The following is a 13,280-nucleotide window of genomic DNA, read 5'->3' as shown; positions in this document are numbered from 1 at the left end:
CTAACGCAAAACTGCGTAAAGTTGAGTAAATTATCAACAGTGATAAGTGTAGAAGTAAAAAGTGGAGAGAAAATGAAGGGAATTTCTGATTTAGAGACACTCTTGAGGAGCATGTCTCCAGAGCTGCTAGACGACAACTATGTATTTTGTACGCTCGACAATACCTTAGCAGCAATCGCAGAGCTTGAGCCTATTGCCACTTTTCGTGAGCAAGAAGGGTTAACTCTTGTTTTACAGCAGCAAACGGCAGAGAAAGCAAATCTGGTATTTGATGGTGTGTATAGCTGTATCACTTTAACGGTGCACTCGAGCTTAGATGCTGTGGGATTAACAGCCGCAGTTGCTACCAAACTTGCAGAGCATGGCATTAGCGCTAATGTGATCGCAGCGTATTACCACGACCACATTTTTGTTCAGCAAGAGAAAGCGCAAGCAGCCTTGCAAGCCTTGGCCGAGTTTTCAAACTAAGGTTAAATCTGCCAATGTGGTGTCTTGTTTAAGGCGCAACTTTGCCAGTTGCACGAGAAAGAGCTCTGCACACGCGAGGGCATCACTCGCGGCTGAATGTGCGTAGTAGTCTGGCAGATTGTAGTGTTGGCGAAGGTCATTCAATTGATAGCTTTGGTGCGATTTTGATTGACCTGCATAGCTGTATTTCTTTTCCAGTTGCAACGTATCAATGTAGTGGCATGGTAGGTGCTCAAGCCCGTAGGCATGCTGTAAATGCGCATTAAGGAAGTTTCGCTCTATACAGGCGCTATGCGCAATCACAACTTTTCCTTCAATATGCGCTAATAGCTCGTCTAGGGCAGTTTTGGCGGCTGTCGCGTTTTTGAGTTGCTTGGGCACAATCTCATTAATTTCCGCGCTCTCTTTTTTTACAAACTGCCCATGATCTAAGTAGATCTCATGGCTACTTGAGAGATCAATCTCCTCGCAGTTTAAGTGCACTAAGCCAATCGACAAGATTTTATCTTGGCTCGCTTCAAGTCCTGTCATTTCAAAATCTAACGCAACAAACTGTTGCGTATTTAAACGATCAGCCAGCATCGGTTGTGGGCAGTTTAAATATTGCTGTAGCGCTCGGCTGTGAGCCGGTGAAGGAACTATATTGCTGCGCAGCGTTTCTTGACACTGGCGAGAAGGTTTACTGAACCACTTCTTAAACATGATTAACTACCCTTAACAAAACGTAGCGTGGCCACATCTTGCAGTTCACTAATGATCTTAAACGCCTCTTTGAGGTGTTTACGTTCGAAGCTACTGAACTGCTCTGGCGCGATATGGTTATCAGGCGTGTTGCCATTGAGAATCGCATTCAGCTGATGGCGAAAACGAACATGGGTGATAAAGCGGAAAGCACCAATAATGTTTTCACAGCTGTCTTGGGACATCGTGCCGTGTTGAGCGGCATAGCGAAAACGCTCTTCAGTGCCGGTTAATGAGCCGCCGGCCGCTAAACTGAATATTCTAGCCAAATCGATGATGAGATTAAGAGCATACTTTTTGATGTTGAGGGTATTACTGTTTTCTCCGCCTTTCTCCAACACAAGGCTGTTAAAAATTCCCAGCGGTGGTTGTGTTTCTATTGCATCACGAGTGAGGGCAGGAATGAACCTCGGGTTCTTTTGAATACATTGATGCATGTGGTTATGAATGGCATCAACAAACTCTTTATTGCCATGAATCGCACGCACTTCTAGAAAGACACTGACGCTTAACAGCTTATTGTATTCTGGGCTGAGAACCCACTTTTGGTAATACTCTTTCCAACGAGAAACGGGTTGGCACCACTTTTTATTTGCCGCCATATACTTACCATCACACAACGGATAGCCACAAGCAGCAAGGCCGTTACATACACGCATCGCAAGATAATTAAAATAGTGGTGGTCACTTTCTGTTGCTTGGTCTGACAGGACAATTGCACTGTCTTGATCGGACAGCATGTGAACTTCATTACGGGCGTGAGAGCCGGCAACTAACCAAGCGTATTCGCATGGTGGTGGCCCCAGTGTTTTCTCGGTCAGTTGGATAATTCGACGGGTAAATGCATCCATAATCATCGACATCACTTGCCCTTGCAGCTCTGAACTAATCCCACTTTCTACCAGTGCTTGGAAGATGGTTTGCTTCTCTTCTTTAAGCGCTGCTAACGCGTTGATTGAATCTGCGTATTTAATTTTCTCAATCAGAAATAGAGACTGGGTTTTATGGTTGTGGACGAGATGGGTTGTGGTCAACAAACCAGATACCTTACCCTCTTTAACCACGGGTAAACAACGCACATTGTATTGCAGCATCAACGAGATGGCCTGAATCACCTTATCTTCACTGTTAATGAGGATAGGTGTGCTGTTCATGACACTCGAGATAGGCGCATTAATATCGACTTCAGCCGCAACTACGCTGCGAGTCATGTCTCTGTCTGTCACCATACCGACAATTTCATCGTGATTCATGACGACGGCACACGAACTTCTTTGCTTGCCACACATTGTTTTGGCAACCAATTTTATAGGTTCATCTTGTTGGACAATCGCAATGTTATTGCTCGCCACTTCACCTATTTGACGAAAGAACAGCCCTTTATCTTCTTTGCGCACGGCGTGTTTCACGGCAGTGGTCAAACGGGTCGTGGCTTGCGCAGCGAAGTGGTCGGCAAACTCTGGATGTTCATGACAGATACGCGTTAACTCGTGATGAGGGACCAGATATAACAATGAATCTTCGATGGCCTGAGCTTCATAACCATCTTCTGCTTTTTGCAGTGGCCCAAGAAAGGTAAAGCCAAACTGATCATCTACGCCAAGCCTAGCGCGCAGTGTGCCATCTTGACTGCGCTGCTCTATCGCGCCTGTTCGCACAATATACAAGTAGCGTTTTGTGCAAAGGGCGCTGAAGGCGATCACTTCATCTTTTGCGAGATATTTTACCACCACCGAGTTTGATAAAGACTCAACAAGTGCGCTTGGTAACTTATCGAAAGGGTCTAATCGAGCAAGAAAATCACGGATGTTGGGGGTAATTGAAGAACCCATACAAAACTCCAAATCAAAACGATGTTTCACAAATTCATTGAGTGGTAAAAAAAGCAGCATGAGATGCTGCTCGTTCGCAATAGAACGTTAAGTTACTTAACAGGGTAGTTTTTGTAACCGAGTTGCTCAGAGATGTTTCGACCTGCTTTATGCAGCAGACCGATGTAATAAGACATACGCTTCTCATCAAATCGAATCGTTGGGAAAGAGATAGATACGCCTGCAATCACGGTGCCAAAGCGATCGTAAACCGGTGCAGCCAAACAACGTAAGCCCGGCTCTTGCTCTTCGTTATCTTCACCGTAATGCTGCCCTTTAACAATTTTTAGTTCAGCCATTAGCTGATCAGCGTTTTCGTGTGTGCGCTCTGTGCTCTTTACGAAATCAATGCGAGACAGAGTCTCACGAACAAATTCTTCATCACGCTCTGCTAACAAAACTTTACCGATAGCTGTCGTATAAAGTGGATTGCGTCGACCAACACGAGATTGCATACGCAAGTTGTAGTTAGAGTCGATTTTGTGAATATAGATAATGGAATCTTCATCAAGTGCGCCTAAGTGCAAAGCTTCATTGGTTTGCTCTGCAATGGCTTTCATCTCTTTATCTGCCAGTTCAATTAGGTCGACATACTCTAACGATTTCGCACCTAGCTCAAATAGCTTAAGCGTTAGAGAGTATTTATCAGCTTCTCCCTCTTGTGCTACGTAACCTAGTGTTTTCATGGTTTGCAGAAAACGATAAGTCGTTGCTTTAGACATCATCAGACGCTGAGAAAGTTCAGATACGCCAATTTCCTTTTGTTCGCCAAGGGCTTGCAGAATGTTGAATACCTTAAGAACCGAAGATACGGCCTCTGGCTGCGTTGTTTTTTCCATCATATATACCATTAGTCTTAATCACTATGGCCGCATTATACCTATCAGCTAGTACGCTTCCACTATTTTTAAAAATGGTTTTTAAAAATTTGAAACCGAACAAGTCTCTTGTCATACAAAATGGAGATCTCCGTCAACTTTTTTGAAAAGATATGTCAAATTAAATTGAAATGCGGTTTTAAAAATTGCTATATTCAATTTCACAGGATGGCGAGCCATCAAAACCAAACACGAAATATCAGCTTTTTTGAGGAACGAACATGATTCTTGATTCATTTAATCTAGAAGGTAAGGTCGCTATCGTTACAGGTTGTGACACTGGTCTTGGTCAAGGTATGGCATTAGGTCTTGCAAATGCAGGCTGTGACATTGTTGGTGTGAATATCTCTGAGCCAGCAGAAACAAAAGAAAAAATTGAAGCAACAGGCCGTAAGTTTGTTGATATTCGTGCAAACTTAATGAAGCTAGATGATATCCCTTCAATCGTTGACCGTGCTGTGACTGAGCTAGGCCGAATTGATGTTCTAGTGAACAATGCAGGTATCATCCGTCGTAATGACGCGATTGATTTTTCAGAGCAAGACTGGGATGACGTAATGAACATCAACGTTAAGTCGGTATTCTTTATGTCTCAAGCTGTTGCTAAACAGATGATTGTTCAAGGTGAAGGCGGTAAGATCATCAACATCGCTTCAATGCTCTCATTCCAAGGCGGTATCCGTGTTCCTTCATACACGGCATCAAAGAGTGGCGTGATGGGTGTCACTCGTCTAATGGCGAACGAGTGGGCAAGCCACGGTATCAATGTAAACGCTATTGCACCAGGTTACATGGCGACCAACAACACAGCAGCACTGCGTGCCGATGAGCAACGCAACAAAGAGATCCTAGACCGTATTCCTGCCGCTCGTTGGGGTACGCCAGAAGACCTTGCTGGTCCGTGTGTATTCTTAGCATCAAGCGCTTCTAACTACATTAACGGCTACACTGTTGCTGTTGATGGCGGTTGGTTGTCACGTTAATTCCCCCTTTGTGAAGTAAGAGGTGGTTATGGATAATGCGTTTATCGCTCAAATCCTAGGTTTTGTTAGCTTAGCGCTCGGTATTTTTACCTTCTATCAGAAGGACGATCGCAAGCTGAAAGTCTTGATGCTGTTTTTTCACATCAACCACCTTATTCACTATTTTTTACTCGGATCACTGGTTTCTGTTGCGAGCTCGGCACTGTCTGCCCTTCGCACAGCGACATCGATATACGTATCGTCACTGGTGGTCGCATCTGGTTTCATTGCAATCAGCGCTGTGAGTGGATATTTCCTTATGGAATCTGTCCATGATATTTGGCCATTACTGGGTACGGCGATTGGCACCTATAGTGTGTTCTGCCTCAAAGGAATTGCAATGAGATTGGGCTTTTTGGTTGGCGCTTGCTGCTGGTTGATTAATAATATTATTGTAGGATCTATTGGTGGCACCATGCTGGAGATGACCCTGATTACAGTCAATCTCAGCACCACTTTTCGATTGATTGCTGATCAACGAAAAGCCAAAGCGGCAGCGAATCGACAAGAGAACAATACACCATGTTTGTACACAACAAAGACATCACACTAGAAGATTTAGGTGAGGGTATCTCACGTAAAGTTCTGGCTCACAATGACAACATGATGGCAGTAGAAGTGCACTTTGAATCTGGCGCAGTTGGCGCTATGCACTCTCATCCTCATGAGCAGCTCACTTACGTTCTATCAGGTAAGTTTGAGTTTACTATCGGCGAAGAAACCAAAGTGGTTGAAGCCGGTGACACTATGTATAAAGAGCCAAATATTGAACATGGTTGCGTTTGCCTTGAGGCGGGCGTGCTGATCGATAACTTTACGCCAATGCGTAAAGACTTTATTTAAGACATTATTTATAAAGAATTAATTATTTGCAGGTCACTGTAGGAGCATCAAATGAAAATCGCACTAACTATGGAAAACAGCCAAGCACCAAAAAACGCTATGGTTGCAGCAGAACTTAACAACGTTGCTGGTGGCCTAGGTCACGAAGTTTTCAACGTAGGCATGACCGATGAGAACGATCATCACCTAACGTACATCCACCTAGGTATTCAAGCTAGCATTCTACTGAACTCTAAAGCTGTAGACTTCATCGTAACAGGTTGTGGTACAGGTCAAGGCGCAATGATGGCAAGTAATCTGCACCCTGGTGTGGTATGTGGCTACTGCCTAGAGCCATCTGATGCATTCCTATTCAACCAAATCAACAACGGCAATGCACTGTCTCTAGCATTCGCAAAAGGCTTTGGTTGGGCAGGTGAACTGAACGTTCGCTACATCTTCGAAAAAGCGTTCACTGGCGCTCGTGGCGAAGGCTACCCAATTGAGCGTGCAGCACCACAGCAAGCAAACGCAGCTATCCTAAGCGAAGTTAAATCTGCAGTTTGTAAAGATGTTGTTGAGTCTTTACGTGCAATCGACCAAGAGCTAGTTAAGCAAGCCGTTGGCAGTGCTCAATTCCAAGAGTGCTTCTTCTCTAACTGCCAAGTTCCAGAGATCGCAGAATACGTTAAGTCTCTAATCGACTAAACGCACTTTATTTCGCGGCACCGTTTATATCGATATACGGTTAATGGCTTCGGTGTCGCTGGAAGCAAGAGAGTATCCACGAACGTCCGTTCGTTTGCACCTGCCTTTTGGTAGGTGCTTTTTTTGGGCCTAAATTTCGTCACAAGCTCAAAAACTATACAAAAAGTGCGTGCTTCAAAGTTCTCATAAATTAATCTAAAACAGCGTTTCATTGATCACATTTCCCATGTCTTTGGCTAGATCTTTTGTCATACTAAATTATTATTGAACCATTGTTTTATAAATTACTAATTATCATTTTAAAATTGCCAGAGGTAACAAAATGAACATAGATATACTCGTAGTTGGGGTTTACTTTGTTTTCATGATTGCGGTTGGACTTATCTTCAAACGCTTTGCTGGAAACTCGACGAGTGATTACTTCCGTGGCGGCGGTAAGATGCTTTGGTGGATGGTAGGTGCAACAGCGTTTATGACGCAGTTTAGTGCTTGGACATTTACAGGTGCTGCGGGCAAGGCGTTTACAGACGGCTTCCCAATCATGGTGATCTTCATTGCCAATGCCTTTGGCTTCCTTCTTTCTTGGTTGTTCTTCTCATACCGTTTCCGTCAAATGCGTGTGGTGACACCAGTTGAGGGTGTACGTCGTCGCTTTGGTGCAACTAATGAGCAAGTTTTCACTTGGGCAACCATGCCAACCAGTATTGTATACACAGGTATTTGGTTAAACGGTCTTGCTCTGTTCGTGAGTGCTGTATTCAAAATTGATATCGAAACCACGATTGTTGTGACAGGTTTGATTGTTCTATTCATCTCAGTTATCGGTGGTTCATGGGGCGTTGTTGCATCAGACTTCGTTCAGATGGTGGTTATCATGGCGGTGACGGTCGTGTGTGCGGTGGCTGCGATCGTGAAAATCGGTGGCCCTAGTAACTTGATTGAACAGTTCCCTGCAGACTCGATCATGGGTCCTGACATGAACTACCCATTACTGTTTGTTGCATGGTTCATCTTCATGTTTGTTAAGCAGCTGCAAAACATCAACAACATGCAGGACTCTTACCGCTTCCTTACTGCAAAGGATTCGGTAAATGCTCGTAAAGCAGCACTTCTTGCCTTTGCATTGATGCTTATTGGCCCAGCAATTTGGTTCATGCCTCCTTGGGTTTCAGCGGTCATTTATCCAGATGCACTCGTTGCTCACTCTGATGCTTTAGGTGGCAAAGCAGCGGACGCGGTTTACTTAGTCTTTGTTGAGCGCGCAATGCCAGTGGGTATGGTTGGTCTACTGATGTCGGCAGTGTTTGCTGCAACGATGTCTTCAATGGACTCTGGCCTAAACCGTAATGCAGGTGTCTTTGTTCGCAACTTCTATAGCCCAATAATTAACAAAACTGCTTCAGAGAAAAAGCTGATGCGTGTTAGCCAGTTGGTCACATCAGTATTCGGCGTGCTTATCATCATTGTCGCACTGTTTATCAACTCACTACGTGAACTGAGTTTGTTCGATGCGATGATGTACGTAAGTACCCTTCTTCAAATGCCAATCCTAGTGCCTCTGTTCTTCGGTATGTTCATTAAGAAAACACCGGACTGGGCAGCGTGGGCAACATTGCTAGTAGGTGTATTCGTATCTTACCTAGTGAGCTTTGTTATTACTCCAGACGTCATTGCGAACATGCTGGGTCTAGAGAATGGCTTCACTGGTCGCGAAGCGTCTGACTTGATTGTTATGAATGGCATCATCGGTCACCTTGTTATCACGGGTGGTTTCTTCTGCCTAACAACGAAGTTCTACAAAGCGCCACAAGCAGAGCGTGCTGAAGAATTAAACGAGTTCTGGACAGACGTCGCAACGCCAGTGATTGAAGAAGAAGGACAAGATGAATTTGACCGTCAACAACGCAGCATGCTGGGCCGTCTGATTCTCGTCTTTGGTGCGCTTGTGATGGCAATGGTTCTGATTCCAAATCCATTCTGGGGACGCATGGCATTTGTCTTCTGTGGTGGTGTGGTTCTGACGGTGGGTGCTCTACTTCTTAAGAGCGCTAAGGTCTCACCCAAATTAAAACTCCAGACTCAAAGCTAATTCGCCTTTGAGTAATGCTAAGCCATTCAGGGTTATGGATGGCTTAGCTATTTGAAACACTTTTTTGTAGTGCAATACAAGAGTAGTTAGTCAGGGGATAGGCCCTCTGCCTAAGTACTTTCGAGAAAAGAACGATGGAACATAAAAATTATATTCATGATAACTTCTTGCTGACTTCCGAGTTAGCACAGCAGCTTTATCATTGCTACGCCGCAGATTTACCGATTATCGATTATCACAACCATCTCGATGCGAAAGATATCTGGCAGGATACTCAATACGACAACCTTGCCGAAGCTTGGCTATACAGTGATCACTATGTTTGGCGAGCAATGCGCAGCAATGGCATTAACGAGCATTTTATTACAGGAGATGCGCCTGATAATGACAAGTTTACTCAGTGGTGTGAGGCGATGCCTTACTTACTCGGTAATCCTTTGTATCAGTGGTCTCACCTTGAATTGAAACGCTTCTTTGATTGCGATTTATTGTTAAATCCGCAAAATGCTAAGACGATTTGGCAGCATTGTAATGAGCAGTTAAAAGCGGGGAAAAACACTACGCGTCAGGTTCTCAAGAATTTAAAGGTACAAACGCTATGCACGACAGATTCACCATTAAGCCACCTGCAATATCATGCAGCGCTTGCTGAATCTGACTTTGATGTTCAAGTGTTGCCGACGTTCAGAGCGGATGAACTGTTTGTATTTGATGATTCACAGGCGCTGAACACCCTCACCGAACGCTTACAAACATTAACGACAATTCCTTCGAACACCTTTGCAAATTTTGTCGCGGCTATTGAAGCGCGTATTGAAAACTTCCACCGCTTGGGTTGCCGTCTCTCAGATTTAGGTCTGACAACGGTCGACTTTGCCCCTTGTGATCGCCAAGAAGTCGAGCGACTGTTCTTTAAGGCGCAGCAGAACCAAGCTCTCACCGAATATGAGGTTGTTCAGCTTAAAACTCGCTTATTTATCGAGTTAGGCCAGCGCTATCACAAATACGGCTGGAGCATGCAGATCCACATTGGGGTGTTGGTGAATGTCAATCAACGCCGCAAGCAAGCGTTAGGTGGAGGTACTGGGTTTAGCGTGATCAATGATCGCTTGATTGCGGAAAACCTTGCTCAGTTACTCAGTGCGCTTGATGCAGAGCAGACGCTGCCTAACACCGTACTTTACAACCTAAATCCAAATCATAACGCCATTCTAAGCTGTATGGCGGGTGCGTTCCAAGACAGTGATGGCTCAGCAGGTAAAATCCAATTTGGCGCAGCTTGGTGGTTTAACGATCACAAGGATGGCATGGAGGCGCAGCTCACTACTCTGAAAAATCTAGGTGCACTAGGGCGCTTCGTAGGCATGCTGACGGACTCACGGAATATCTTCTCGTTTAGCCGTCATGAATACTTCCGCCGAGTGCTGTGTAACTTGCTTGCTAAGTGGGTAGAAGAGGGAGAGATTCCTCACGATGAGTCACTGCTCAAGCAAACCATTGAGAATATTTGTTACAAGAATGCAGAGCGCTATTTCAATTTTAATCAGTCAGCCCAGCTAGGGGAGTAAATATTGATGTTACAGTTTTCAGCTCAAGAGATGGCGTCTATCAAACGCAAGGCGACAGTTTCAACCATCGAAGCACTAAAGAACAATAATGAAGTCGTGCTGAATAACGATGTGTTGGTGCCGACTGACGGCCGCGCAACATGGAATCTTTACTACTTTTGTCCAGAGCATGGTGTGCGTCTAACATGGGACAGGCATCAACTAGAATCTCACTGCTGCCCTGTTGATGGCAAAGCGTTTACTGGTGAGCCTTATGACGGCGCTTGGTGGCGTTGGTTAAATGGCATTAATGCCAAAGCGTGTTATGACCTTGGTTTGTTGTGGCATCTCACTGAAGAGCCAGTGTACTTGGAGAAAGTACGTGAAATTCTGTTGGCCTACGCGACTTATTACCCAGATTATGAAGTGCACGGCGGCATTCCATATAACGGCCCAGGTAAAGCAAACGCACAAACATTATGTGAAGCGAACTGCCATATTGATTTGGCGCGTGGCTATGATTTCATCAAGCAAGCCTTAACGGAGGAAGAGCAAGAAAAAATTGAAGTACGCTTGCTGCGTGAAGGTGCTGATTTTCTGATTGAGCACCGCACTGATCAACTGCACAACCACGAGATGAAAATTAATGCGACGATTGGTGTGATTGGCTTGATCCTCGATGATCAGCAGTATCTCGATTTTGCGCTCAATACCGATTATGGCATCCACTATCAGTTGAACCATGGCTCGATGGGCGATGGCATGTGGTTTGAAGGCTCAATTCACTACCACTACTATGCGCTGCAGGCTCTACAGAACTTTGAGAAGATGGCATGCAACACACCATACTCAGTAAGCTCCAACCCTAACTATCTGAAAATGATGAAATACCCATTGCAGTTAGTGATGAACACGGGTGACTTCCCGCGTTTGAATGACTGTATTGCAGGGCAAGAAAAGCTCACGCATGCGCATTTGTTCGAGTTTGCCTATAAACAGCATCCGTGTGAGGAGTTTGCAAGTGCGCTAGTGAGCATCTATCAAAATATCAGCCGCGACAATATCGATGCACTACTTTACGGTGTGGATGAGTTGCCATCCGCTAGAACACTGCAATGTCAATCAACACACAGTGCAGAGGTGGGTATCACGATTGCACTAGATGAAGCACGTAATAATGCGATGCTACTCAAACACGCACCATACGGCGGTGAGCATGATCACTATGACCGTTTAGGTCTTATTTTGACCCGCGATGGCAAAGAGATTTTACCTGATTTGGGGACAACGGGTTATGGCGCTGAACTGCACTATGGCTACTACAAAAATACCGCGACTCATAATACCTTGGTTGTGAATCAGCAAAATCAGTCACCGATTGACCCATCTTTGCTGAGCTATCAGCAAGGAGAAGGCTTCACTTTGGTGGATACCTTGGCCGATTGGTCACAGCCTGAAGCGATAGTCGATAGCCATACGATCGTGCAGTGGGATTCAGCCGCTTATAAAGACGTTTCTTTCCGCCGTACTATGCTTTGGTTAGGTCATTTGGCGGTAGAGTTAAACGTGATTGGCAACCCAAACCAACAGCAGCTAGATTTGACCTACCACGTTCGTGGCGAACACAAAGATAACGAGTGGCGCGCAGCAGTTGCTAATCCACTTGAAGGCGCGTTAGCACGCATGACAGACACACATTTAGTTGAAGGTCAGCGCAGTTTTACTCAAGGATATAAGATTGAAGAACAAGCCGATTATCATCAGCATGTAGTGACGGATCACAATGTCGATGTGTTAACGGGATATGCGCCGGATAACCCAGCAACGTCTGATTTGGCTTATACCCTGATCCGCTCATCTCAAGCTGAGCTTAAAACAGTGGTGCTGCATGACCTTTCTGAGGCACAAAGTGCTGAGCTCAAATCAGTGAACTGGGATGATTGCAATGTGTGGTTTACCATCAGCAATGCGGGTGATGAGCAGTATTGGCGCTATTGTTTTACTACGTGTGAAGTGACATTACTGTAATTTAAGTCGTGCGTCCTTGGAGTTGTTGCTGCAATTAAACCCGTTCAACGCGCCCAATTTGTTAAAGCGTGTCGATTAGTCATCGAGGAGAACGGCAAGGTGACAGTTGCAGAAGGTGAGCTTTATCGAGTGATCGCGTGTTTTCTTGAGGTACCGGAACCACCATTAACCATCTCGATGTAGATTTTTCGGAAAACCAGAAATGATGTCGCATTAAGATTTGTCATACAAAATTAACTCTGCCAACATAGCCATATTCAAAAAAGCGTTTGATATTGGAAATGAGTAATGATTCTTGATGCATTTAATCTGCAAGGCAAAGTCGCTGTCGTCACTGGCTGCAATACCGGTTTAGGTCAAGGAATGGCTGTGGGTTTAGCCCAAGCTGGGTGTGATATTGTTGGCGTCAATCGCTCTGAACCGACAGAAACTCAGGCGCTTGTAGAGCAAGCAGGGCAGCGCTTTTACAATGTAAAGGCGGATTTAAGCAACAGTCAGTGTGTCAATGACGTGGTCGAGCAGTCACTAAAGCTAGCGGGCCGAATCGACATTCTGGTGAACAATGCTGGCATCATTCGCCGTAACGATGCGCTCGATTTTACCGAGCAAGATTGGGACGACGTGATGGACACCAACGCCAAGTCGGTGTTCTTCTTGTCACAAGCCGTTGCGAAGCAGTTCATCGCTCAAGGCGAAGGCGGCAAGATCATTAATATCGCGTCTATGCTGTCGTATCAAGGTGGCATTCGAGTCTCTTCTTACACGGCATCAAAGAGTGGCCTGCTTGGTCTTACACGCCTGATGGCCAATGAGTGGGCGCAATATGGTATCAATGTGAATGGTATTGCTCCGGGCTATATGGCGACGAACAATACACAGGCTCTGCGAGAAGATGGTCAGCGTAATAAAGAGATTGTTGGGCGTATTCCAGCAGGCCGTTGGGGCACACCACAAGATTTGGCAGGTAGCTGCGTTTTCTTAGCCTCAGCTGCTTCCAATTACATGCATGGCCATACCATCGCTGTTGATGGCGGTTGGTTAGCAAGGTAGTATTGCGTAAGAAAAAGAGCCAGTGTTGACTGGCTCTTTTTTGTTAAACGGAGTGT

General features: G+C 45.2%; 12 protein-coding genes and 1 pseudogene. 10 read left to right on the top strand and 3 right to left on the bottom strand.

Features of this window, described 5'->3' with window-relative positions; all coding sequences use genetic code 11:
* Positions 1-72 precede the first annotated feature (72 nt).
* A complete protein-coding gene (locus QWZ05_RS05920) occupies positions 73-468 on the top strand; it encodes an ACT domain-containing protein (protein WP_290297234.1) in 396 nt (131 codons plus the stop codon).
* Here the strand turns inward: QWZ05_RS05920 and QWZ05_RS05915 are convergent.
* The 3 genes from QWZ05_RS05915 to kdgR form a co-directional block, all read right to left on the bottom strand.
* Complete coding sequence (locus QWZ05_RS05915) at positions 460-1,170, bottom strand: 3'-5' exonuclease (RefSeq protein WP_290297232.1); 711 nt, start codon at positions 1,168-1,170, stop codon at positions 460-462. The genes QWZ05_RS05920 and QWZ05_RS05915 overlap by 9 nt on opposite strands.
* Before the next feature lie 2 nt (positions 1,171-1,172).
* Positions 1,173-3,041 (bottom strand): DUF294 nucleotidyltransferase-like domain-containing protein, encoded by a 1,869-nt coding sequence (locus tag QWZ05_RS05910; protein ID WP_290297231.1) that lies wholly within the window; start codon positions 3,039-3,041, stop codon positions 1,173-1,175.
* Positions 3,042-3,133: 92 nt separating this feature from the next.
* Positions 3,134-3,919 carry a DNA-binding transcriptional regulator KdgR gene (gene kdgR / locus QWZ05_RS05905; protein WP_290297229.1) on the bottom strand — a complete coding sequence of 262 codons (786 nt, stop codon included), beginning with the start codon at positions 3,917-3,919 and terminating at the stop codon, positions 3,134-3,136.
* A 260-nt stretch (positions 3,920-4,179) separates the two neighbouring features.
* Between kdgR and kduD (QWZ05_RS05900) the strand changes: the two genes are divergently transcribed.
* From kduD (QWZ05_RS05900) to kduD (QWZ05_RS05860), 9 genes and pseudogenes are all read left to right on the top strand, one after another.
* Positions 4,180-4,941 (top strand): 2-dehydro-3-deoxy-D-gluconate 5-dehydrogenase KduD, encoded by a 762-nt coding sequence (gene kduD, locus QWZ05_RS05900; RefSeq protein ID WP_290297228.1) that lies wholly within the window; start codon positions 4,180-4,182, stop codon positions 4,939-4,941.
* Between the two features lie 28 nt (positions 4,942-4,969).
* Positions 4,970-5,533 (top strand): YgjV family protein, encoded by a 564-nt coding sequence (locus tag QWZ05_RS05895; RefSeq protein ID WP_264875994.1) that lies wholly within the window; start codon positions 4,970-4,972, stop codon positions 5,531-5,533.
* Positions 5,503-5,823, top strand: a complete 321-nt coding sequence (locus QWZ05_RS05890; RefSeq protein ID WP_290297226.1) for a cupin domain-containing protein — start codon at positions 5,503-5,505, stop codon at positions 5,821-5,823. The genes QWZ05_RS05895 and QWZ05_RS05890 overlap by 31 nt, the downstream gene beginning before the upstream one ends.
* Before the next feature lie 51 nt (positions 5,824-5,874).
* Positions 5,875-6,510, top strand: coding sequence for an RpiB/LacA/LacB family sugar-phosphate isomerase (locus QWZ05_RS05885; RefSeq protein ID WP_264875992.1), 636 nt, complete (start codon positions 5,875-5,877; stop codon positions 6,508-6,510).
* 322 nt (positions 6,511-6,832) lie between these two features.
* The gene (locus tag QWZ05_RS05880; protein ID WP_290297224.1) at positions 6,833-8,599 is read left to right on the top strand and encodes a sodium:solute symporter family protein; all 1,767 of its coding nucleotides are present in this window, start codon (positions 6,833-6,835) and stop codon (positions 8,597-8,599) included.
* 134 nt (positions 8,600-8,733) lie between these two features.
* Positions 8,734-10,167: a glucuronate isomerase gene (uxaC, locus tag QWZ05_RS05875; RefSeq protein WP_290297222.1), complete on the top strand. Its 1,434-nt coding sequence runs from the start codon at positions 8,734-8,736 to the stop codon at positions 10,165-10,167.
* A gap of 6 nt (positions 10,168-10,173) precedes the next feature.
* A complete protein-coding gene (locus QWZ05_RS05870; protein WP_290297220.1) occupies positions 10,174-12,174 on the top strand; it encodes a heparinase II/III domain-containing protein in 2,001 nt (666 codons plus the stop codon).
* A 1-nt stretch (position 12,175) separates the two neighbouring features.
* A pseudogene (locus QWZ05_RS05865) lies at positions 12,176-12,357 on the top strand (hypothetical protein); the annotation flags it as partial.
* Between the two features lie 105 nt (positions 12,358-12,462).
* The gene (gene kduD / locus QWZ05_RS05860) at positions 12,463-13,224 is read left to right on the top strand and encodes a 2-dehydro-3-deoxy-D-gluconate 5-dehydrogenase KduD (RefSeq protein WP_290297218.1); all 762 of its coding nucleotides are present in this window, start codon (positions 12,463-12,465) and stop codon (positions 13,222-13,224) included.
* Positions 13,225-13,280: the final 56 nt, after the last annotated feature.

Origin of the sequence: Vibrio agarivorans (assembly GCF_030409635.1) — a bacterium.
GTDB classification, from domain to species: domain Bacteria; phylum Pseudomonadota; class Gammaproteobacteria; order Enterobacterales; family Vibrionaceae; genus Vibrio; species Vibrio agarivorans.
This window is presented reverse-complemented; position numbering and strand designations above follow the sequence as displayed.

Excerpts from the sequence above, each read along its gene's own strand:
- QWZ05_RS05920 (WP_290297234.1), top strand. The coding sequence starts at position 73 with ATGAAGGGAATTTCTGATTTAGAGACACTCTTGAGGAGCATGTCTCCA.
- QWZ05_RS05915 (WP_290297232.1), bottom strand. The coding sequence starts at position 1,170 with ATGTTTAAGAAGTGGTTCAGTAAACCTTCTCGCCAGTGTCAAGAAACG.
- QWZ05_RS05910 (WP_290297231.1), bottom strand. The coding sequence starts at position 3,041 with ATGGGTTCTTCAATTACCCCCAACATCCGTGATTTTCTTGCTCGATTA.
- kdgR (WP_290297229.1), bottom strand. The coding sequence starts at position 3,919 with ATGGAAAAAACAACGCAGCCAGAGGCCGTATCTTCGGTTCTTAAGGTA.
- kduD (WP_290297228.1), top strand. The coding sequence starts at position 4,180 with ATGATTCTTGATTCATTTAATCTAGAAGGTAAGGTCGCTATCGTTACA.
- QWZ05_RS05895 (WP_264875994.1), top strand. The coding sequence starts at position 4,970 with ATGGATAATGCGTTTATCGCTCAAATCCTAGGTTTTGTTAGCTTAGCG.
- QWZ05_RS05890 (WP_290297226.1), top strand. The coding sequence starts at position 5,503 with ATGTTTGTACACAACAAAGACATCACACTAGAAGATTTAGGTGAGGGT.
- QWZ05_RS05885 (WP_264875992.1), top strand. The coding sequence starts at position 5,875 with ATGAAAATCGCACTAACTATGGAAAACAGCCAAGCACCAAAAAACGCT.
- QWZ05_RS05880 (WP_290297224.1), top strand. The coding sequence starts at position 6,833 with ATGAACATAGATATACTCGTAGTTGGGGTTTACTTTGTTTTCATGATT.
- uxaC (WP_290297222.1), top strand. The coding sequence starts at position 8,734 with ATGGAACATAAAAATTATATTCATGATAACTTCTTGCTGACTTCCGAG.
- QWZ05_RS05870 (WP_290297220.1), top strand. The coding sequence starts at position 10,174 with ATGTTACAGTTTTCAGCTCAAGAGATGGCGTCTATCAAACGCAAGGCG.
- kduD (WP_290297218.1), top strand. The coding sequence starts at position 12,463 with ATGATTCTTGATGCATTTAATCTGCAAGGCAAAGTCGCTGTCGTCACT.